Genomic DNA, 21,513 nt, shown 5'->3' on the forward strand with positions numbered 1-21,513 from the left:
AGGTGATACCGTGCATAAACCCTATAAATGGATATTAAGAGGCTTATCAATCTTACTACTTGTTAGTTTGATTGGTCTTATGATTATAATGATATTTACGTATGAAGCATTGCCTGATGCAAAAGATGTACGTAATCTTGACCTGGTACGTTTAGAAAACGGTGTTTATATTTTGGAACCGGATAATTATGAAGCTAATATTGTTATTTATCAAGGTGGTTTAGTCCAAACAGAGTCGTATTTGATATTAGCTTATTTACTTCAAGAAGAAGGATTCAGAGTGTTTTTACCTAAAATGCCCTTGAATTTAGCAATATTAAATCGTGATGTAATTTCTGAAATTAAAGAAGATCATCCTAGTGCATTAGAATGGATTGGGATTGGACACTCTTTAGGAGGGGCTAGTTTATCCTTTGTTGCAGATCAACTAGATGCTTTAATCTTTTTAGGTTCATATCCAGCAAGTAGTCAAGATTTAAGCGGTTTTGATATAAGAGTGCTTTCTATTACAGCTGAATTTGATAATGTCTTAAATCGTGATAATTATAACGATACAAAGACTTTATTGCCAAGTGAGACAGTTTTTATAGAAATTAAAGGTGGAAATCATGCGAATTTTGGTTATTATGGTAATCAAAGAGGAGATGGTCAAGTAACCATATCACGAGATGTACAGCATGAAGAAACTGTTGATTTGATCAAAGATTTTATAAGAGAATAATTTTTGGACTTTTTGATAAAGGAAAATAAAGTTAGTTTTGCTTGTTAAAAGGCTGGCTTTTAGGTATGATAAAAGAAAAAAATGGAGGCAAATATGTTTGTACAAAGCACATTACCACTTGATATAGTATTATGGCTTCAAAGCCTAGAAAACTGGTTTTTCGACTTATTTTTTAACGCAGTGTCTTTTTTAGGTGAAGAATATTTTTATATTGCAGTTATCGGACTTGTCTATTGGACACTAAATAAAAGATTTGGTGAATTTTTAGGGATTACGCTTGGTGCAAGTATTACATTTAATAATGTCGCAAAAGAATTTTTTGAATCACCAAGACCATTTACAGAATCTAGCGAGGTCATAAACAAGCGTCCTGGAACTTCTTCCGGACACTCGATGCCTAGTGGTCATGTTCAAGGAAGTAGTACATTTTTCTTTTCTATTGCCTTTTTTAGTAAGGTAAAAGGTTTATTAATTACTTCGATTATCATTACGATTTTAATGATGTTAAGCCGTATGTATTTAGGGGTTCATTATATTCAAGATGTTGTTGCTGGTGCGGTTATCGGAATCACTATTGCGGTTGTGATGTATTATTTCTTTGATAAATATAAAGAAAATGAACAACAGTTACATCGTTTTTATTTTATTATAGCAGCGATATTCTTACCCGCGTTTATCTTTTTAATGACGAGCGCATCGGCTAATGATTTCTTTAAAGGGTATGCGATATTAATTGGATTTATCGCAGGGGTTATATTTGAAAAACGTTATGTCAAGTTTACTATAGATATCCCGTATTCTAAGAAGGTTATTCGATATGTACTAGGGTTAATTTCTATGATATTAGTATTAACAGTCTTTGGTCAATTGTTTGGATTAATTATTCAAGGGAATGAGGGTGTTGTTAAGAACTTGTTTGATTTTGTACGCTACTTCTTAGTGGCATTTGTTGGATTCGGAGCGTATCCTTGGGTATTTAAACGTTTTAATTTTTGAGTTAAGTAAGATGTTAGTTATGTATTACTAGCATCTTTTTTATTATGATATAATAAGGTATAAATTGTCTTAGGAGGGTTTTATGTCTTCAAAACTACTCGTTACAATTATTAAAAAAGGTTATGCAAAAAAAATGATTAAAGCTGGTTATGAGGTGGGATTAAAAGAAGCCCTTATTTTACGTGGACATGGGACAGTTAATCCTGCAATGTTTGAATCATTAATGGGACTTACCTATGATCCAGAACGTGATGTTATTTTGTGTATTGTTGATAGTGATTGTGTATTTAACGTTAAAGAGGCATTTATTAAAACCGGACAATTAACGCGTAAAAACACAGGAATCTTATTAGAAATAAGTATGAATCATGCCTTAAATTCACTACTTTCTTTTAGGGGGGAAAACCATGAGTAAGTATCAATGTATTATTACAGTTACAAAAAGAGGATTAGGTTCTGATGTTGTTGATGCATCAAGAAGAAATGGCGCGCAAGGTGGAACAATTCTTCATGGTAGAGGCACAAGTGATGCTGAGATTAAAAAAATATTTGGTATGTTCATTGAACCTGAAAAAGAACTTGTAATCACAGTTGTTGAAGCAACAAAAACTAAAAAGGTTACAGAAGGCATTAGAAATGCGGTAGAACTTGATAAACCTGGAAGAGGAATACTTTTTGTTGTGGATTTAGATGATGTCGTAGGCATTAGTAAAATCACCGATAAAGAGGAATGATTTTATGTTATTTAAAGATGTACGAATCGTTACACCAAACGAAGTGATAGAAAAAGGATTTATCGAAATTGAAACAGATAGAATTAAAGATTTTGGACAAATAACAAAGCCAATTGACGGTGTTTCTTTAAAAGGATTAACTGTTATGAGTGGCTTTATTGATATGCATATTCATGGGACTGCATCTGATGATTTTATGGATGCAAATGCTTTAGGTATTAAAAGAATCAGTTTAAACTTGCTAAAAGAAGGAACTACTTCATTTTTAGCGACAACCATGACACAAGATGTCAAATCAATTAATAAGGCATTAAGAGTTATAGGGCACACTAGTTGCAACCATGCTAAGTTATTAGGTGTTCATTTAGAAGGTCCGTTTATAAACAAAGCTTATAAAGGCGCTCAAAATGAAAACTATATTATCAAAGGGACTAAAGAACTATTTGATCAGTTTCAACAAGAAAGTAATCAATTAATAAAATTAGTAACTTTAGCACCAGAAGTTCAAGATGAAGCATTTCTAAAGTATTTAGTTGATCAAAATATTATTGTCTCTATGGGGCATTCAGCATCTAATTCAGAAGATTTTAAACATGCTTATAATTTAGGTATTAAACGTGTTACGCATTGTTTTAATGCAATGCCACAAATTCACCATAGAGAACTAGGGTTAACAGGAATGGCATTATTAACTGATGATTGTATGTGTGAAGCAATCGCAGATGGCATTCATTTATCATATGATACGCTAAAACTTTTACATAAAGTTAAACAAGATAACATAACATTAGTCACAGATTCTATAAGAGCAAAAGGCTTAAAAGATGGCGTTTATGATTTAGGTGGCCAAGAAGTAAAGGTTAAAGACAAGATTGCTTACACGACAGATAACGCCCTTGCAGGGAGTACATTATTTATGAATCAAGCACTTAAGAACATGAACGATTATGTTGAAAAAGATTTAAGAGTATTAACAAAATATTTAAGTCTAAATCCAGCTAAACAACTAGGCTTAACCGATATTGGTGAAATAAAAAAAGGCAATATTGCCGATTTGGTGTTTTTAGATGATCAATTTAATGTCGTGAAAACGATGGTTAATGGAGAAATTCTTTACGAAAAAACAAAGTGATGCCCGGAGGCATCACTTTTTTAATAGACTAAAGGTAGAAAATGTTTGCTTTATACTGCTTGAAAATTTTTTGATTATGCGCATCCCCATCATCTAAGTTTGCACTAAAGAAGATAGGAACATCTAAACCAGCATTTAAGAGTTCGTTTACTAAACCCACAACAATACTATTCATAATAGTTGTGCCAACAACTGTACTTGTTGGGGCTACTTTTTGGCTTAAATCATCGAATTTAACGGACGCATCGCCAATATCACCATGATTATCAATGACGATATCTGCTAACTCAAAAAGACGTTTATTACTAGGGTGTCGGCTTTTAACACTTTTTGAATAATTTAGGTTAGTCAGTGCGATTACCTTAACCCCTTTATTTTTAGCGGCTAGTACGAAATCGATCATGACTGTGTTTCTACCAGATACTGAATGTGCAATTAAAACATCGCCAGGCTCAAATGGGGTTTTCTCTGCGAGTAACGTACCATAACCTTCAAGTCTTTCCATTTTTGATGTATGTGTAATCGGTCTAACAGAAAGATTTAATGAAGGCGCATCAACTGGGTTGATTGTTGCTAAACCACCAGCTCTGTAAAAGAGTTCTGAAGCGATAATACCAGCATGAGATGCACCGAATACAAATAAATTATTTTTACTTTTAGTAGCTTCAAATAACAATTTTATTGCACTTTCAATAGAAGCTTGTTCTTTTTCTAATACGGTATCTAGTAATGCGTGAATGTGGTCAAAGTATGTTTTGTAAGATGGCATTATCCGAATAAGTTAGCAATGAAGCCTGTAACAATACCCCATAAACTCATATCGTTACCACCGAATATTAGCATCCAGTCTTGAATGGTTGGTGCGAAGTAATGTAGGCTTAATCCAAGAAGTACTACCATGACTATAGCACTTGCTGCAGTACCTATTACTGCACCGCGAAGCCCACCTTGACCTTCTGCAATAACAGAAGCTGTCCCACATTCAAAGAAACTTGTAATGATTAAAGGAATTAGCATTACGCCAAATAAGTTGAATGAGTTTGCTAAAATGATTAAAGTTGTAGAGATAATCATTGCTATAACAAAGCCAATTAATACTGCATTTGGTTTATAAGTAAATAATAATGGACAGTCATAAGCGGGTTGTGCACCAGGAACGACTTTTTCACTAATCCCTTGGAAGGCTGGAATAATTTCGTTAACCAACATACGTACCCCTTGGAGTAAGATAATTAATCCAACACCAAATTGAAGTCCTTGCATAATAGAATAAGGTATTAATGTTTGATCTGCATCTGCATAACCACCTAAAATTAGTCCACTAATAATAAATGCGATTGTAATTACAAATGCACCAGAGATTGAAACTTCTCTAAAGAATGATAAACCTTTAGGTAAGTTAAGATCTTCAGTTGATTTTTCTTTATTTCCAACTAAACGTGCGATTCCACCTGAAACAAGTGCTAAGAATCCTGAAGGATGTCCTAATGTAAATGAGTCGTCACCGATAACATCTCTTACGAAAGGACGTAAGAACCAAGGCATAAATGACCAATATAGTGCTGATAAAATAGCACCCCAAATAATAAGTCCAAATCCAGTGAATCCTGCACCAACACCTATAGCTACAAAAATAAACGGCATCCACCATAGGAAGTGTCCAGTTAAGAATATTGTTTTAATTTTCGTAAATCTTGCAATAAGTATATGAATCACAAATGCCACAATCATTGCAAGACCAACATCTGCACCATAAGTTTCTGTAAACGCTGATACACCCATACCTGCTGCATCAGGATCTCCATAAATTCCTTGATATAAAATGTTAAGTGGTAAGATTGCACCAACTAAAACATCTACACCAATTTGAATGATGAACATACCAAACGCAGCTAGGAAACCACCTTTAAGTATTTCATCAATGCGTTTTTTCTGTAAAGCTAAACCAACGATTGCGATAAATCCTAATAAGAATGGTGGGTTTCTAAAGAAATTAATAATTGCAAACAATACAGATTCTAAAAACTCCATAAATTTAAAAATCTCCTCTTCTTTTTTTTAGTTTTTATTTTGCAAATAGTTTTTCTAGTTGTGCTTTTACTTCTTCTTTATCCGCATATTTTTTAATAGGATAAAGGTCTACTTTGACACGATCCTTTAAATCACTTACAAAATCAGGTGATGTAAATATAGCATCAGCTTTGTATGATTTTGCATCTGATATATCGGTGTTAATTACTTCTGCTTCTTTTCCTAAATCTTTCAACACTTTTAATATAGTCATTTTTAAGATCATAGATGACCCTACTCCGAACCCGCAAACCGCTAAAATTTTCAATTTAATTCCACCTTTCTTCTAGTAAAGCCTTAATTTCATCTACATCATTGCATTTAATTAGGTCTTGAATATTATCTGGTTCCATTAAGAAATTAGCTAATTTTTGTAACACTTTTTGATGCGATAAGCTATCTTTTGCAGCTAAAAATACCATAACTTTAACTCTATTTCCTTCTAAATCAACCCCCTTTTTAATAATGAGTAAACTTAATGACGTTTCCTTAACATGTTCACTTGGTCTTGCATGAGGTAGTGCAAAATCATCTGCTAAACAAATGTATGGCCCAAGATCTTTAATTGCCTTTAGTACAGCGTCAACATAAGGTGATTCTATTAAATTATCATCGATTAAAGGTTTCGCAGCCAACTTTATTGCGGCCTTATAATCAGGTTGTTCATCTACAATCTGCATATGCTTTTTTTGTATTTTGTTGATAATATTCACCTCCCATGTGGTGTATACCACGATTAATATTATTATATTATCATTCAAAATCATTGTCAAATATTTTATTAGTCATTAATAATTAGTCAGTATTTGTAGTAAAAAATTACAGAAAACTTGACAAAATATTAGGATAAGTCATATAATATGGTATATACCAATGTGATTGGAGGTAAGATAATTTGAATATCAAAGTTTTTTCTCATGATGAAGCCCTCGTTATATATTTGACGGATTTATTTTTTGAAGTTATTAGTCAGGATAACCGTGTAAATATTGGTTTAGCAACAGGATCAACTTTTATAGATGTATACCAGTCCATTATTGAACGTAGTATCAAGAATCATCAATCATTTCAACATCTATACACCTTTAATTTAGATGAATATGTTGATATTGATGAAAATCATCCTCAAACCTTTAAATCGTTTATGAAACATCATTTATTTAACGGAATTGATTTACCAGATAATCAAACACATTTTCCGCCAACAGGATCTAACATTGATTACGCTTGTTATGATGAGTTAATCGAACGAGAAGAAGGGATTGATGTCCAATTTCTCGGTATTGGAACTAATGGACACATTGGATTTAATGAACCAGGAACCGCTTTTGATTCTAAAACACATAAAATTACACTTGATGAATCGACTAGAGAAGATAATAATAAGTTTTTTAGTTCAATAGATGAAGTCCCTAAATATGCTGTTACTATGGGAATTCATACAATTATGCAATCAAAACGTATTATTTTAGTCGCAAGGGGTTTACATAAGGCAGAAGCGGTATATAATATGTTATATGGCGATATTTGCGAAGATAATCCCGCAAGTATATTAAGAGAGCATCCAAATTGTTTAGTTCTACTAGACAAAGATGCTGCCAAACTTGTAAAGAGGTCGTGTAAAGATGAAACCTAAATATCTTGAGTTAGTTGATATACTATCAGAGAAAATTGAAAACATGGGACATAATGAGTTGATTCCTTCTGAACGTGAGCTCGCAAAAATGTATAATATGTCTAGGATGACAGTTAGAAAGTCAATTGATTGTCTTGTAGCACAAAATAAAGTCTATCGTGTAAGTAATGTGGGGACCTTTACAACAGATAAGAAGTTGTATAAAAATCTCGATATGTTTACCGGTTTTACCAAAGAAGTTGAGGCTGCCGGTGGGAAAGTTCAAAATGTACTTATTGAATATTCTTTACAAAAAGCATCCAAAGTTATCGCTCAAAAGTTGCAAATTGAAGAAGGCGCATCTGTTTATAAAATTGTTCGTTTACGTAAGAAAAATAATGTTCCACTTATTATTGATGAATCTTATTTTTCAAAAGACTTAATCCCTTTAACAGAAAAAGTTGTAGAGGGATCAATCTATAAATATATAAGTGATGTTTTAGGCCTTAAAATTGTTAGTGCAGAGCAAAAACTTAAAGCCACATTTGCAAAAGAAGCGTATTTAGAATATTTAGATGTTGATGCACAAACACCAATCATATTTGTTGAGTTAACCGGATATTTAGAAGATGGTAGGGTATTTGAATATTCAGAATCTTATAAAAATAGTGAACAATACGAGTTGATTGTTAAGAGTTATAAATAACAATTAACTCTTTTTTTATTGGTCAGTGGGGGATAAAGTAAAACATTTTCTTAAATAGTAATTAAATATCATGTTATAATTATCCTATGATAAAAAAGGAGATACACTATGAAACCCAAACATACTAGTTGGATTGGGAGATTACTTAGTGATCGACCAAAGTTTCATCTTTCTACCTTAGTATTTATTATTATAAGCCTTCCATTGACTTATTTATTAGTTTATACCACAGGCGGAATTAAGTATGTATACAGCCATACAATGTATCTTCCAATTATAGTTGCAGCCGTCGTTTTTGGTTTAAAAGGTGGCTTAATTGTTGCTATTGTTGGTGGCATTTTATTAGGGCCTTTTATGCCTATTGAAGTGACAAGTGGCGAGATCCAGCCTCTGGCTAACTGGTTATACCGATTATTTGCATTTTCAATTGTAGGTTCATTTGTTGGCTATGTGAGTGGCTATTTAAGAAATCAAATCAAAATAGCACATCAATTAAGTAATTTATTTCCAGAAACGAATTTACCTAACTATAAATCATACACCGAACGTTATGATGAACATAAGCGCTCTGAAAGTGATGTTGCAATTACAATGAATATTAATAATTATGAAGATATTGTCGCGTTACTTGGTAGAGAAATCTATATAGAAGTTGTAAAAGACATATATGCTCATATAAAGAGTATTTGTCCAAATATAGAAATTATCCAAATTGATTACCGAAAGCTTTGGATAATTATGCATCAAGATATGTATAAAGAAAACTTTAAACCATTACTTAAATATTTTGAAACAGATGTCCATTACCATCAATCAGTAACTATGTTTGTAGATGTTTCACTAGGTGTTTGTATATGTGATAGTATTTGCTCATACACGATTATAGAAGCTTTTAGAGCAAGTGAGATTGCAGCGATGTATGCTAAAAATAAGCAATTACGATACGTGGTCTATCAAGAAGAGTTTTCTCATGAGAGTCTTAATTTAGAACGCTTAGGTGCATTACCCAACGCAGTTTTAAGGGATGAGTTATTTATGGAATACCATCCTATTATAGATAATATAACCGGCAAAGTTAACGGACTTGAAGCATTAGTTCGTTGGCGTTATAAAGGTGAGATTGTTCCACCACTTGATTTTATACCGGTAGCTGAGGAAACGAAGTTAATTGATTTAATTACTGAATGGATTGTGAATAAGGTATCATCAGATTATGAAGAAATCGCACAGGGTTCAGCTATGACAATATACATCAATATTTCTCAAAGAAATTTATATAATCCGCGTTTAATCGAGCGTATTATTGAAACAATTAAAGTGTATAATAAAACACACAAAGCCATTGGGATTGAAATGACTGAGAGTACTTTAATGTTAAATATCCAACTAACTAAAGCATTATTACAAACCATTAAAGAAAATAATATTCCAATTTCAATCGACGATTTTGGCACAGGCTATTCAACGTTGTTTGCACTCAATGAACTACCTATTGATCATATTAAATTAGATCGTGAAGTTATAACAGGTATAGAGAAAACTGTGCATACTCAAAAGCTTGTAAAAATGATTATTGCTTATGCGCATGATTTAAATCTTAAAGTTATTGCAGAAGGTGTTGAAACGATTGAAGTTTATGAATTGTTGAAAACATATAAATGTGATGGGTTCCAAGGATATTATTTTACAAAAGCATTACCGAAACTAGAAATCATTGAATGGATAAAAACGTATAACTTAAATAGATAGGAGAGAAATTATGAAAAAAATATTATTGTTAGTAGTATCTTTAACGTTGGTTTTTACGCTTATTGCGTGTAATCGTGATGTAGAACCAGAAGACAGAAGTTTAGAAACGTTAGAAAACTGGGTTGCAGGATTTACATTACCTACGCAAATTAGTGACTTAGAAACACTTCCAAGTAACTATGAGGAAGCAAGTATTACTTGGGTAAGTAGTGAAGAAAGTGTAATTGAAAATACTGGTGTGATTAATTATCCGAGAACGTATGAAGGGTCAGTCGATGTTAATTTAACAGCGACGTTTACTTATAACGAACATGTATTAACTAAAGATTTTACCGTTACAGTAGAGGTTAAACCGTTAGTGACAAACATAAGAGAGATTCCATTTGAAAATTTGGCAAATGAATATATTGTTGAAGCGGGAGAACTAGAGATCTTTTATTTAAATAATGAAGCAATTCCTTATGTAAATATAGAGTCGTTTATTCAATTGTTAGCAGGTGCGATTGTTGTTGATGAGTTAGATATATTAGTTGAAGATAATGTTGTCACAATTGTTTATGAAGGCACTTATGAAGATGAAGATGACCCTGAAAACAATGAGGACTACTATTATATCTTAACTGCTGATTTTAATCATAATACAGTTACGGTTAACCGTTTTGGATTTTTCTCAGCAATTAGTGAATCAACCCAAACCGATTTTGGAATGAATTTATATACAATTGATTATATTTATAACGCTACAGACCCAGTAGTTTTTGAATTATCAAATTATGGGATGGAGTTAGTTAGAGAATATGATGATTATTTAATGCCATTCCACTTAGCTAATTTATTCTTTACTGGTAGTATGTTTGATGTTTATTATAACCATGATAAGATTTATGGTATTGATACTTATCAGATTTATTCTAGTAATAACACATCAGTCGTTAATAAATTACAAAACAGCGCTTTAAATACCGAAGATATTCCAATGGAACTAAAAGAGTTAACTTATAATTATTTAGCCTTTACTTTCGATCATTTCTTCGGCATTAAAATCGCAACTGATATTGAAAGTTATTATGATGTATTAGAGCCTAATAGAGATGATTATTTAGGGACAAATAAACAACATTACGAGCAAATTGGACGCTTTACAAACCGTCTTGATGATTTGCATACATCACATATAATGAGCGGATACTATAATTTAAGCGGTGTTATTGTACCATCATTATCATTTGCGACGATGGGACCAAGAACAAGAGACTTTTATAACGCGTATACCCTCTTAGGCAGCGGTAACTGTTCATTCCAAACTGGACGTGTACGTTATTTTGAAGATCAAGGTATTGCAGTAGTAACTGTATCTGGCTTTACTACCGCTACACCGGATGCATTTAAAAATGCTTTAATTGCCATTGAAGAAAAAGGTACTATTGATACAGTTGTTATTGATTTGTCATGTAACACTGGTGGGATCATCGGAACCATGTTACAAACCATTGGTTTTATGACAGATGAACCGATTGCTTATCACTCTTTAAATGCTGGTGATGCATCATCTAGCTCAACTTATATTGGAACTGAAAATGAAGCATTCGATTTTGAATGGTATGTATTAGTAAGTCCGGTAACTTATAGTGCAGGGAACTTGATGACATCAATTGTTAAAGATATGGGTATTGCAACAGTCATAGGAAATCAACCTTCTGGTGGTGCAAGTTCGATTACCACTAATATTTTACCAAGTGGGGCCATCATTATTATGAGTAGTCCGTTAGTGCTTGCTAATCAAAGTTATGAAAGTATTGAGTTTGGAGTACCTGTTGATATTCAGATGGATAACGCAGATATTAATAATCATTTAACTGTTGTAAATAGAATCGTTCAAAACCAAGGATAATCTAAGCACCCTGCGAAAGTAGGGTGTTTTTTTGTAAAACCGGATTTTTTTAGTACAATAGTAATGAAGGAGCGTGATTTCATGAATGCAAATGTAATAGGTTTTAGTATTTTACTCATAAGTGTAGGATTAGTTATTGCTAAACTCATCCGTATTAGGTTCAATATTTTTTCTAAGTATTTTTTACCAAGTTCAGTAATTGCAGGGTTTTTATTTTTACTACTAGGTAAAGAGGTATTGGGAAAATTATTCTTAAGATTTGAACGATTTGAACATCTTGAATTTGGTATATTCACAGAAAACATTATTGAAGTATTTTCTAGTTTACCTGGATTATTGATTAGTGTTATTTTTGCCTCATTATTTATTGGAAAAAAGATTCCAAACTTAAAAGAAATTTGGATGACCGCTGGTCCGCAAGTTTCCTATGGACAAACAGTAGCCTGGGGGCAATATGTTATTGGGATACTATTAGCTTTATTTATTCTTGTGCCACTTTTAGGGGCCGATCCTATGGTTGGGGCTTTAATTGAGATAGCCTTTGAAGGTGGTCATGGGACCGCAGCTGGACTTGGCTCTACTTTTGATGATTTGGGCTTTAGTGATGGAACCGATTTAGCACTAGGTCTTGCAACGGTCGGCGTTGTCAGTGGGGTAATATTTGGGGTCTTTTTAATTAACTGGGGTGTTAGAACTAATAAAACAAATTATTTAAAAGATCCTAGTGAATTAAACGAATCAGATTTACGCGGTGTTATAGATAAAGAATCAAGAGAATCAAGCGCTAAACTTTCTGTCTCACCAGAATCGATTGAACCACTTGCCCTACATTTAGGGATGATAGGGATAGCCATCTTAATTGGTAAAGGATTGTTAGAACTACTAATTTTACTTGAAAATGCAACGTGGGGCGCAAACGGAAATGTGATTATTATGGCATATGTACCGCTATTTCCTTTAGCTATGATTGGCGGCGTTATTTTACAACTTATATTAATGAAGTTTGATCGTTTTCATTTAGTTGAACGTGAAATGATTATTAGACTACAAGGACTCGCACTAGACTTTTTAATTGTAAGTGCCGTTGCGACACTTTCCTTACAAGTAATTGGTCAAAACATTTGGATTTTCTTAATTTTAGCTTTAGCTGGTATTTCATGGAATATATTCGCGTTTCTTTATTTAGCGCGTAAAATGATACCGAAGAACTGGTTTGAACGCGGGATTGGAGATTTTGGTCAATCAATGGGAATGACCGCCGCAGGGTTAATGCTTATTCGAATCGTTGATAGTAAAGGGGACACAAAAGCATTAGAAGCATTTGGATATAAACAACTCTTATTTGAACCGTTTGTTGGTGGTGGAATTATGACCGCAGTTAGTGTACCGCTCATTTATAACTTTGGACTCGTACCAATCCTAATTTTTGTAACGATTGTCATGATAGGATGGATTCTATTAGGCCTTCTATATTTCGGCAGAAAAGACGCCAGTGAAATTAATTAGTCATAAAAATACGATTTTAAAACAATCGTATTTTTTTTATGTTATTCCGGTTGACAAATTTAAAAAGTCATTATAAAATATAATTGCATTAGCACTCGTTATGATAGAGTGCTAACAAAAAAAATAAAAAGGAGGGATTGTCGATGTTCAAACTTACACCATTTGAAAATTCATTACGTAAGCGTGATGATGAATTTGTGAACTTCTATAACTTGATTGACGATTTCTTTAGTACTTCACCACTTCGTAGTATGAGACAGACAAATTTCCGTTTAGATGTTAAAGAAGAAGATAACAAGTACTTAATCGAAGCGGAATTACCTGGTGTTAAAAAAGAAGACATTAAACTATCATACGACGAAAATATTTTAACCATTAGTATTGAACACAATGAAGAAAAAGAGGATAAAAAAGAAAATTATATCCATCGTGAACGACACATGTGTTCAATGAAACGTGCACTAAACTTACCTGGTATTGACCCAGCTAAAATGAAAGCGCGTTTAGAAGATGGTGTATTAAAAGTGGTAGCAGATAAACAAGAAATCAAAGATCAAAGTTATGTAATTGAAGTTGAGTAAAAAGTATCGGGGATTTCCCCGATATTTTTCTAAGGAGGAATAATAATGCACGAAAACATGACACAAAAAGTTAAAGAGACGTTTAAGGAAGCACAAGATTTAGCTACGAGATATCATCATCAAGCAATATCCCCAGAGCATCTTCATATGGGGCTTTTACTCATTCAAGATTCCTTAATCGTTTCACTTCTTGAAAAAATGAATGTCCCTGTGAAAGAAATTAAACAAGCACTACTAAACATACTAGAAACTTACCCTAAAATAGAGGCATCAAGTGAACTGTATTTATCAAGACAAGCAAATGCCATCATGTTAAAAGCTAGTGACGTTATGAAACGTTCAAAAGACACCTATTTAAGTGTTGAACATATATATATCGCTTTATTAGAAACTAAAAACATTGACAGTGCCAAACTATTTGATAAATACCATATTAATAAAGATAAGTTTATGGAAGCCTTAACGCTTGTGAAAAAGGATAAAGTCATCAATTCAGATCAACCTGAAGCGTCTTATGATGTGTTAAATAAATATGGACGTGATTTGGTTGATCTAGCAAAAAGCGGTAAACTAGATCCAGTTATAGGTCGTGATGAAGAAATTCGTAGAGTGATAAGAATTTTATCAAGGCGTACTAAAAATAATCCTGTTTTAATTGGTGAACCAGGTGTTGGTAAAACAGCCATTGCAGAAGGATTAGCAATGCGTATTTTAAATGGGGATGTCCCTGAGGGTTTAAAAGAAAAAACAATCTTTGCTTTAGATATGGGGGCATTAGTAGCTGGGGCTAAATATCGCGGGGAGTTTGAAGAACGTTTAAAAGCAGTACTCGGTGAAATTAGTGCTTCAAATGGGCGTATAATATTGTTTATTGATGAACTCCATCTAATTGTTGGTGCAGGTAAAACTGAAGGGGCAATGGATGCAGGCAATATCTTAAAACCGATGTTAGCACGCGGAGAACTTCATTGTATAGGGGCAACAACACTTGATGAATATCGTAAGTACATTGAAAAAGATGCTGCTTTAGAACGTAGATTCCAACAAGTATTAGTTGATCAACCAAACGTAGAAGATACTGTTTCTATTTTAAGAGGCATTAAAGAAAAGTTTGAAATCCATCATGGGGTACGTATTAGTGATCAAGCGTTGGTTGCATGTGCTGAGTTATCGCATAAGTATATAAGCGATCGATTTTTACCAGATAAAGCGATAGATTTAATGGATGAGGCAGCAGCTATGATTCGTACCGAGATCGATTCTATGCCTACCGAACTAGATCAGTTAAGTCGTAAACTATTACAACTAGAAATCGAGAAAACAAGTTTATCTAAAGAAAAAGATGAAAGCAGTAAAAAACGTTTAGAATCATTACTAAGTGAAATTGAAACATTAAAAACTAAACACGACAAACTTAAACTTGTTTGGGAAAAAGAAAAATCAGGATTATCAGATGTAAAAACGCTTAAACAAAAAATAGAAAGCATTAATAGAGAAATTGATGAAGCAAGTAGAAAATATGATTTAGAAAAGCTAGCTAAATTAAAATATGGTGACTTACCTGAGGCTGAAAAACAGTTAGAACTTGCTAAGAGTAAAGAAAAGAATACATCTTTAATCAAAGAAGAAGTTACAGAAGATGAAATTGCAGCAATTGTTTCTAAATGGACAGGAATCCCAGTGCAAAAGTTAGTAGAGAGTGAACGCGAAAAACTTTTAAAATTAGCAGATGAGTTGCATCTTCGTGTCATTGGACAAACCGCCGCAGTAAGAAGCGTCTCAGACGCTGTTTTACGTGCGCGTGCTGGGCTTAAAGACCCTTCTAAACCCATTGGCTCATTTATTTTCTTAGGGCCAACAGGTGTAGGGAAAACCGAGTTAGCTAAAACACTAGCATTAGCATTATTTGATAGTGAAGATCAAATTATACGTATTGATATGAGTGAATATCAAGAACGCCATACAGTCGCAAGATTAATCGGTGCTCCACCAGGTTATATTGGTTATGAAGAAGGTGGGCAGTTAACTGAGGCAGTAAGGAGAAAACCATATAGTGTCATTTTATTTGATGAAATTGAGAAAGCACACCCTGAAGTATTTAATGTGCTCTTACAGCTTCTAGACGATGGACGTTTAACTGATAGCAAAGGTAGAACGGTTAATTTTAAAAATACCGTTGTAATAATGACTTCTAATATGGGAAGTGAATTATTACTTGAAGGTTTAGATGAATCTGGGAATATCAAAAAAAGTATTGAAGAAGAAGTGTTTGGTCGTTTACGTAGACACTTTAAACCTGAGTTTTTAAACCGAATTGATGATATTATATTATTTAAACCATTACAAAAACCTGAGTTGCTTAAGATAATTGACTTACAAATTGAAAAATTAAATAGCAAGTTAAAACAGGAACGTATAAGGGTAAGTTTTACAGACAATGCTAAAAACATGATTTTAGACCAAGCGTATAGTCCACAGTACGGTGCCCGTCCAGTGAAACGTTATATGGAAAAACATGTAGAAACTGAACTAGGACGTTTATTGATAAAAGGAGATATTCACCAAGGGGACTGTGTAACTATTGATGTAGTAGATGAACGTCTTGTTGTAAAGTAAGAAAGTGTTTCGTTTGAAACACTTTTTTTATGATATGATATTTATGTTAGGAGGCGTCATCAAAATGGACATTTCCGTATTTAAATTATTTCTTATATTTTTACGCATTGGTGCATTAACTTTTGGTGGCGGTTATGCGATGATTCCAATTATTGAAAAAGAATTGGTCTATCGGTATAAATTGCTTACACCGGAAGATTTTTATGACTCTTTAGTCGTTGTTCAATCATTACCAGGTGCAATCGCAATTAACTTTGCGGTCTTTCTTGGGTTAAAATTAAAGGGAAGTAAAGGGGCAATTGCGGGATTGATGGGTGTTGTTATTCCGTCCTTTGTGTTTATTTTGGTGATTTCTATATTTTTCTTCCAGTTTGTAGATAACCCGATTGTAGCTGCATTTTTTAAAGGGGTTCGATTAAGTGTAGTGGCTTTGATGTTTTTGGCTGGGTATAAGTTATTTAAAATGAACCGTAATTGGTTTGGCATATTTATGATTGTTTTTACTTTTGCGCTTGTTATAGGGTTTAATACCCATCCATTTATCATTGTCTTTTTAGCTGGATTCATCGGTTATTTAGTGACACAGTTAAAGGCGGTGGTTGATCATGATTATCATTAATTTATTTATCGCTTTTTTAACAATTGGTATGGTATCTTTTGGCGGTGGATACGCGATGTTACCACTATTTGAACGTTTAATTGTTGTGGAGAATGCTTGGATTGATATGGACCGTTTTGTTGATATGATTGCGATTAGTCAAATGACTCCTGGACCTATTGCGATTAATAGTGCAACCTTTATTGGGTATCAAGTCGGTGGTATTGTTGGGGCTGTTGCAAGTACAGTTGGGGTTGTGTTCATTCCAGTTGCTTTAGTTTTAATGGTTTCAAAATACTATGAGAAGTTTAAACGCTCAAAAGTAGTTAAAGCAATATTTAAAGGATTAAGACCAGCCCTTGTTGGATTGATTGCTGCAAGTGTTTATAGTGTTGCGTATAACTCAATGACAGATTGGCAAGGCGTTATACTTGTTGTGATTATATTATTTTTACTAACAAAACTTAAACTTCATCCAATATTAGTAATTTTTATCTCAGGTATTTTGGGCATTATAGTATATTAGTTTTTAATGAGTTATGGTATAGTATTATTTAAGTGATTTTATCGAGGTGAAGATATGCTTATTTCTAGATTTAAATTTATAGTAATACTAAGAAAGTTCTTTTTTGGAACCTCAGCAAGAGGATTTGTTTCAACATACTTATTTTTTATGTTTATTGGAGCAAGTATGTTGCGTTTACCGATTAGTTTACAAAGTGGACAGTCATTAAGCTGGCTTGATGCATTGTTTACGTCCGCTAGTGCTTTAAGTACTACAGGGCTTTCAACGATAGTCGTTAAAGATACTTTTACAATATTTGGTCAAACGGTATTAATCTTTATCATTCAATTTGGTGGGATTGGTTTAATTATGATGGTGTCCTTGTTCTGGTTAATTGTTAGAAAAAAAATTAATTTTAAAGAACGAACCATGATTATGACAGACCAAAATCAATTAAGCAGACAAGGTGTAGTTAAATTTGTTAGAAATGTATTGATAATGATTTTTACGATTGAGTTAGTAGGTTTTATTTTAATGACCACGTATTTGTTCTTTGCGGGGTACTTCCCATTTAAAGAAGCAGCATTTCAAGCTTTCTTTACTACAATCTCTTTGTTCACTAATGCTGGGTTTGATATTGCACCAACTGGAGATAGTTTTGCAATGTTTAAAAATGACTATTTTATGCAAACGCTTGGTATGAGTTTAATGTTTATGGGGGCTATGGGTTTTTGGCCACTATATGAGCTAAGAGAGTTTATCATTGCAAAAAGAAAGAGAGAAAAATTCGAGTTTAGTTTATTTGCAAAAGTGCTTGTTGGAATGCATTTACTAATTTGGATTATTAGTGCAGTATTGTTTATGGGATTAGAGTTTACGCACTTCTTATCGGATAAAGCGTTTTTTGAAGGATTATATTATACGCTTTTTATGACATTAACGACAAGAAATGCTGGATTCTCTACAATGAATGTAAATGATTTAACTTCAGCAACTCAAGTGTTTTTTGTTATTCTTATGTTTATAGGAAGTAGTCCAAATAGCGCAGGTGGTGGTATTAGAACTACGACACTACTTTTAGTTATTTTAGGCATAAGAGCCTTTGCCATAGGAAGAGATCAAGTTGTTATTAAACAAAGAAGCATCAAACATGATACTGTGTTTAAATCATTCATCGTTATTTTCGTTGCGGGGTCACTAATAGCATTCAATCTAATTTTATTAACGATTTTTGAACCATATTCAACAACGCATTTAGCCTTTGAGGTTGCTAGTGCATTTGGTACTACAGGTTTAAGTATGGGGATTACTCAAAACTTAACTTGGATAGGAAAAGTTGTATTAATTGTAACAATGTTTATTGGTCGTATTGGTATATTAGCATTAGTGTTAATGTTTAAACCGTCTGCAGGAAAAGTAGTAAATATTATTCATTATCCTGAAATGGATATGATTGTTGGCTAAAATTACGCACCCATTTAATAATATGGGTGCGTTTTCATTGATATTATTTACTTATTTTGGTTTTCAAGTATAATAATTAGTAAGGATGTGATGCCAGTGGAAAACGAAAACACAGTACGCATAAAAAAAATAGCAGATTCATTTATGAATCATTTTGCAATAAAGTTTTTTGTTGCCTATTTTCTATTTTTATTTATAGGAGCGTTGTTATTAAGACAACCCTTTAGTTTAAGACCTGGAGAAAGTTTATCAATGGTTGATGCTTTATTTGTTTCTACAAGTGCTATTACCTTAACAGGATTATCTTCAGTGGGTATTTTATCAACATTTAATATGTTTGGACATTTTATTATTTTATTACTCATTCAGTTTGGCGGCATTACTTTAGTCATGATGATTGCGTATTTTTGGTTAAAATTAAGAAAAAAGATCAATTTTAATACCCATAAAACGATGATTAATGAAACCCCATATAACAAAGATTCTATGGTAAGTTTTATTAAAGGTGTCATTATCATGGTTTTGGTGATTGAACTTATTGGTTTTATCTTACTTAGTAGTTATTTTTTAATCACCTCAACATTTACTTTAAAACAATCCTTATTTCAAGCTTTATTTATGAGTATATCGCTGTTTACGAATTCTGGGTTTTCGATTGCTCCAAGCGGTATAAGTTATTCAGTTTATCAAAACAATTATTTTGTTCAAAGTATTGCGATGATACTCATCTTTATTGGTGGGATTGGTGTTTATCCATTATATGAAGTTAAAGAATGGCTTGTTTCTATTAAGGAAAAAGTGCCATTTAAGTTCAGTTTATTAAGTAAAATTGTTCTTGTTATGCATTTAGGGATATGGTTAGTGAGTGCGATATTATTCTTTGGGATTGAAAACGCTAGATTTTTAGCAGATAAAGGCTTTTTAGAAAGTGTTTATTACGCACTATTTATGAGTTTATCTACAAGAAGCGCAGGATTTTCAACTGTAAGCATGGGTGAATTATCAACTATGACACAGATGTTGTTTATGGGGTTAATGTTTGTTGGTGCAAGCCCAAATAGTGTCGGTGGTGGAATTAGGTTAACCACCTTTCTGCTTATACTTTTAGGCTTAAAAGCTGTATTAACTAATAAAGATGATGTTGTGATAAGAGAAAGATCTGTCCGTTATGACAATATATTTTACGCGTTTGTCGTAATATTTGTAGCCATTATGGTAATTGGTAGTGGATTTGTTGTTATTGCCTATTTTGAATCTGGTATTCCAATTACACGAATTGCGTTTGAATTAGTTAGTGCTTTTGGAACAACGGGATTAACGTTTGAAACCGCAATGGTTATTGGCTCAAAAAGTAAATTTGTTTTAATCGCAGTTATGGTAATTGGGCGTATTGGGATTTTACCGCTTCTATTTAAGTTTCAAGAAAAAGAAGAAGTACTTGAAACAACCAATGCACCAAAAACAAATTATCCTGAAATTGATATGATATTAGGTTAAAAAAAAATCCTCACTTTTTAAAAAAGTGAGGATTTTTTATTTAGTTGATTCGCGTTCTATGAGTCTAACTGGAATAACTCGGTGAAAAGGTTCTGGCTTTTTCTTATTTACAAGATCTAATAAAGAATTCGTAGCTTCTTTAGCTAATGTTTCAATAGATTGATCAATTGTGCTTAAGTTTGGGGAAACAAGTTCGCATAGTTCGATGTTATCAAATCCAATGACTTGAACATCTTCTGGGACACGACGTTTCATTTTATGTAGTGCTCTTAATGCGTGAAGAGCTAATACATCACTACTACAAAAGATGCCATCAACATCTTCATAATGTTTGATAAAGTTTTCTATGACATTAAAATCAGGTCGTACAAATGCTAAATCAATCGTATGCATTTCGATGCCCGCGCTTTTGATTAAGTCTTTAAAACCCTTGTTTCGTTTTTGTACAGTAAGCAAGAAACTAGGTCCTTGTAAATGAATGACTTTTTTACATCCAGTATCAATAAATTTTTGCGCAGCAAGACGTGCTCCAAGTTCGTTATCAGAAGTAATTGATGGGATAGAGTCGTCAATCTTATGATCAATAGTAATCATTGGGATATTTAAATCTTGATAATCTTTATATTGAGTCGAGTGTGCGACAATTATAATACCATCGATATTATATTGGTTAAAAACTTGCATATAACGTTTTTCTCTATCGGTATCATCTTTAGCATTAAAAATCATTAATTTAAAGCCTTTTTCAGCTAAAGTATCTTCTAAAGCTTCTACTAGTTCCGCAAAAAAATAAGTCGATAAATGCGGAACAATTAAACCCACAATTTTCGATTGTTTTTTAAATAAAGAACGCGCAAGTTCGTTAGGAATGTATTCAAGTTCTTTAATAGCTTGTAAAACAAGTTTTCTTGTTTCTTGGTTCACATACCCAGTATTATTAATAACTCTAGATACGGTTGCGACACTAACATTTGCTTTTTTCGCTACATCTTTAATAGTCGGCATCATTATCACATCCTTAGTTTATTATATGCTAATTTATAAGGTTTGTAAACTGAATAAGCCCTTAATATGTAAACGGTTTACTAGTAATTTGGTCTCAAGATTTTCGATTTAAGGTTATAATGCAAGT

Annotated in this window: 21 protein-coding genes; 16 read left to right on the top strand and 5 right to left on the bottom strand. The window is 32.8% G+C overall.

Features of this window, described 5'->3' with window-relative positions; translation table 11 throughout:
- Positions 1-10 precede the first annotated feature (10 nt).
- The 5 genes from ACHAJD_RS05560 to nagA all read left to right on the top strand — a co-directional run bounded on the left by ACHAJD_RS05560 (position 11) and on the right by nagA (position 3,583).
- Positions 11-721: an alpha/beta hydrolase gene (locus tag ACHAJD_RS05560; protein WP_435584879.1), complete on the top strand. Its 711-nt coding sequence runs from the start codon at positions 11-13 to the stop codon at positions 719-721.
- A gap of 93 nt (positions 722-814) precedes the next feature.
- The gene (locus tag ACHAJD_RS05565) at positions 815-1,717 is read left to right on the top strand and encodes a phosphatase PAP2 family protein (RefSeq protein ID WP_435584880.1); all 903 of its coding nucleotides are present in this window, start codon (positions 815-817) and stop codon (positions 1,715-1,717) included.
- An 82-nt stretch (positions 1,718-1,799) separates the two neighbouring features.
- On the top strand, positions 1,800-2,132 hold the full coding sequence (locus ACHAJD_RS05570; protein ID WP_435584881.1) for a hypothetical protein: 333 nt from the start codon (positions 1,800-1,802) through the stop codon (positions 2,130-2,132).
- Positions 2,125-2,451 (top strand): P-II family nitrogen regulator, encoded by a 327-nt coding sequence (locus ACHAJD_RS05575; RefSeq protein ID WP_435584882.1) that lies wholly within the window; start codon positions 2,125-2,127, stop codon positions 2,449-2,451. Before ACHAJD_RS05570 ends, ACHAJD_RS05575 begins: the two co-directional genes overlap by 8 nt.
- A 4-nt stretch (positions 2,452-2,455) precedes the next feature.
- Complete coding sequence (nagA, locus tag ACHAJD_RS05580) at positions 2,456-3,583, top strand: N-acetylglucosamine-6-phosphate deacetylase (RefSeq protein ID WP_435584883.1); 1,128 nt, start codon at positions 2,456-2,458, stop codon at positions 3,581-3,583.
- A gap of 28 nt (positions 3,584-3,611) precedes the next feature.
- Here the strand turns inward: nagA and ACHAJD_RS05585 are convergent, their stop codons facing one another.
- From ACHAJD_RS05585 to ACHAJD_RS05600, 4 genes are read right to left on the bottom strand one after another with little or no spacing between them, the layout of a single operon-like run.
- Positions 3,612-4,352, bottom strand: a complete 741-nt coding sequence (locus ACHAJD_RS05585; protein WP_435584884.1) for an SIS domain-containing protein — start codon at positions 4,350-4,352, stop codon at positions 3,612-3,614.
- Positions 4,352-5,614 carry a PTS ascorbate transporter subunit IIC gene (gene ulaA, locus ACHAJD_RS05590; RefSeq protein WP_435584885.1) on the bottom strand — a complete coding sequence of 421 codons (1,263 nt, stop codon included), beginning with the start codon at positions 5,612-5,614 and terminating at the stop codon, positions 4,352-4,354. Before ulaA ends, ACHAJD_RS05585 begins: the two co-directional genes overlap by 1 nt.
- Before the next feature lie 34 nt (positions 5,615-5,648).
- A complete protein-coding gene (locus ACHAJD_RS05595; protein WP_435584886.1) occupies positions 5,649-5,921 on the bottom strand; it encodes a PTS sugar transporter subunit IIB in 273 nt (90 codons plus the stop codon).
- A 1-nt stretch (position 5,922) separates the two neighbouring features.
- Positions 5,923-6,366, bottom strand: coding sequence for a PTS sugar transporter subunit IIA (locus tag ACHAJD_RS05600; protein WP_435584887.1), 444 nt, complete (start codon positions 6,364-6,366; stop codon positions 5,923-5,925).
- A 182-nt stretch (positions 6,367-6,548) separates the two neighbouring features.
- On the opposite strand from ACHAJD_RS05600, the gene ACHAJD_RS05605 reads away from it, so the two are divergent.
- From ACHAJD_RS05605 to ACHAJD_RS05655, 11 genes are all read left to right on the top strand, one after another.
- Positions 6,549-7,289, top strand: coding sequence for a glucosamine-6-phosphate deaminase (locus ACHAJD_RS05605; protein ID WP_435584888.1), 741 nt, complete (start codon positions 6,549-6,551; stop codon positions 7,287-7,289).
- The gene (locus tag ACHAJD_RS05610) at positions 7,279-7,974 is read left to right on the top strand and encodes a GntR family transcriptional regulator (RefSeq protein ID WP_435584889.1); all 696 of its coding nucleotides are present in this window, start codon (positions 7,279-7,281) and stop codon (positions 7,972-7,974) included. Before ACHAJD_RS05605 ends, ACHAJD_RS05610 begins: the two co-directional genes overlap by 11 nt.
- A gap of 108 nt (positions 7,975-8,082) precedes the next feature.
- Positions 8,083-9,723, top strand: a complete 1,641-nt coding sequence (locus ACHAJD_RS05615; protein ID WP_435584890.1) for an EAL domain-containing protein — start codon at positions 8,083-8,085, stop codon at positions 9,721-9,723.
- Between the two features lie 10 nt (positions 9,724-9,733).
- On the top strand, positions 9,734-11,614 hold the full coding sequence (locus ACHAJD_RS05620; protein WP_435584891.1) for a S41 family peptidase: 1,881 nt from the start codon (positions 9,734-9,736) through the stop codon (positions 11,612-11,614).
- An 81-nt stretch (positions 11,615-11,695) separates the two neighbouring features.
- On the top strand, positions 11,696-13,120 hold the full coding sequence (locus ACHAJD_RS05625) for a sodium/glutamate symporter (RefSeq protein ID WP_435584892.1): 1,425 nt from the start codon (positions 11,696-11,698) through the stop codon (positions 13,118-13,120).
- Positions 13,121-13,263: 143 nt separating this feature from the next.
- Complete coding sequence (locus tag ACHAJD_RS05630) at positions 13,264-13,701, top strand: Hsp20/alpha crystallin family protein (RefSeq protein WP_435584893.1); 438 nt, start codon at positions 13,264-13,266, stop codon at positions 13,699-13,701.
- A gap of 45 nt (positions 13,702-13,746) precedes the next feature.
- The gene (clpB, locus tag ACHAJD_RS05635; protein ID WP_435584894.1) at positions 13,747-16,317 is read left to right on the top strand and encodes an ATP-dependent chaperone ClpB; all 2,571 of its coding nucleotides are present in this window, start codon (positions 13,747-13,749) and stop codon (positions 16,315-16,317) included.
- Positions 16,318-16,381: 64 nt separating this feature from the next.
- Positions 16,382-16,936, top strand: a complete 555-nt coding sequence (locus ACHAJD_RS05640; RefSeq protein WP_435584895.1) for a chromate transporter — start codon at positions 16,382-16,384, stop codon at positions 16,934-16,936.
- Positions 16,920-17,441, top strand: a complete 522-nt coding sequence (locus ACHAJD_RS05645) for a chromate transporter (RefSeq protein WP_435584899.1) — start codon at positions 16,920-16,922, stop codon at positions 17,439-17,441. Before ACHAJD_RS05640 ends, ACHAJD_RS05645 begins: the two co-directional genes overlap by 17 nt.
- A 54-nt stretch (positions 17,442-17,495) precedes the next feature.
- A complete protein-coding gene (locus tag ACHAJD_RS05650; protein WP_435584896.1) occupies positions 17,496-18,884 on the top strand; it encodes a TrkH family potassium uptake protein in 1,389 nt (462 codons plus the stop codon).
- 96 nt (positions 18,885-18,980) lie between these two features.
- Positions 18,981-20,381, top strand: a complete 1,401-nt coding sequence (locus tag ACHAJD_RS05655) for a TrkH family potassium uptake protein (RefSeq protein ID WP_435584897.1) — start codon at positions 18,981-18,983, stop codon at positions 20,379-20,381.
- 36 nt (positions 20,382-20,417) lie between these two features.
- Here the strand turns inward: ACHAJD_RS05655 and ACHAJD_RS05660 are convergent, their stop codons facing one another.
- The gene (locus ACHAJD_RS05660) at positions 20,418-21,389 is read right to left on the bottom strand and encodes a LacI family DNA-binding transcriptional regulator (protein WP_435584898.1); all 972 of its coding nucleotides are present in this window, start codon (positions 21,387-21,389) and stop codon (positions 20,418-20,420) included.
- Positions 21,390-21,513: the final 124 nt, after the last annotated feature.

Source organism: Liberiplasma polymorphum (assembly GCF_043951795.1).
GTDB lineage: Bacteria > Bacillota_I > Bacilli_A > Izemoplasmatales > Izemoplasmataceae > Liberiplasma > Liberiplasma polymorphum.

Bases quoted from the DNA above. Each gene is read 5' to 3' on its own strand.
- ACHAJD_RS05660 (WP_435584898.1), bottom strand. From the start codon at position 21,389: ATGATGCCGACTATTAAAGATGTAGCGAAAAAAGCAAATGTTAGTGTC.
- ACHAJD_RS05585 (WP_435584884.1), bottom strand. From the start codon at position 4,352: ATGCCATCTTACAAAACATACTTTGACCACATTCACGCATTACTAGAT.
- ACHAJD_RS05630 (WP_435584893.1), top strand. From the start codon at position 13,264: ATGTTCAAACTTACACCATTTGAAAATTCATTACGTAAGCGTGATGAT.
- clpB (WP_435584894.1), top strand. From the start codon at position 13,747: ATGCACGAAAACATGACACAAAAAGTTAAAGAGACGTTTAAGGAAGCA.
- ulaA (WP_435584885.1), bottom strand. From the start codon at position 5,614: ATGGAGTTTTTAGAATCTGTATTGTTTGCAATTATTAATTTCTTTAGA.
- ACHAJD_RS05575 (WP_435584882.1), top strand. From the start codon at position 2,125: ATGAGTAAGTATCAATGTATTATTACAGTTACAAAAAGAGGATTAGGT.
- ACHAJD_RS05610 (WP_435584889.1), top strand. From the start codon at position 7,279: ATGAAACCTAAATATCTTGAGTTAGTTGATATACTATCAGAGAAAATT.
- nagA (WP_435584883.1), top strand. From the start codon at position 2,456: ATGTTATTTAAAGATGTACGAATCGTTACACCAAACGAAGTGATAGAA.
- ACHAJD_RS05570 (WP_435584881.1), top strand. From the start codon at position 1,800: ATGTCTTCAAAACTACTCGTTACAATTATTAAAAAAGGTTATGCAAAA.
- ACHAJD_RS05640 (WP_435584895.1), top strand. From the start codon at position 16,382: ATGGACATTTCCGTATTTAAATTATTTCTTATATTTTTACGCATTGGT.
- ACHAJD_RS05565 (WP_435584880.1), top strand. From the start codon at position 815: ATGTTTGTACAAAGCACATTACCACTTGATATAGTATTATGGCTTCAA.
- ACHAJD_RS05650 (WP_435584896.1), top strand. From the start codon at position 17,496: ATGCTTATTTCTAGATTTAAATTTATAGTAATACTAAGAAAGTTCTTT.
- ACHAJD_RS05620 (WP_435584891.1), top strand. From the start codon at position 9,734: ATGAAAAAAATATTATTGTTAGTAGTATCTTTAACGTTGGTTTTTACG.
- ACHAJD_RS05615 (WP_435584890.1), top strand. From the start codon at position 8,083: ATGAAACCCAAACATACTAGTTGGATTGGGAGATTACTTAGTGATCGA.
- ACHAJD_RS05625 (WP_435584892.1), top strand. From the start codon at position 11,696: ATGAATGCAAATGTAATAGGTTTTAGTATTTTACTCATAAGTGTAGGA.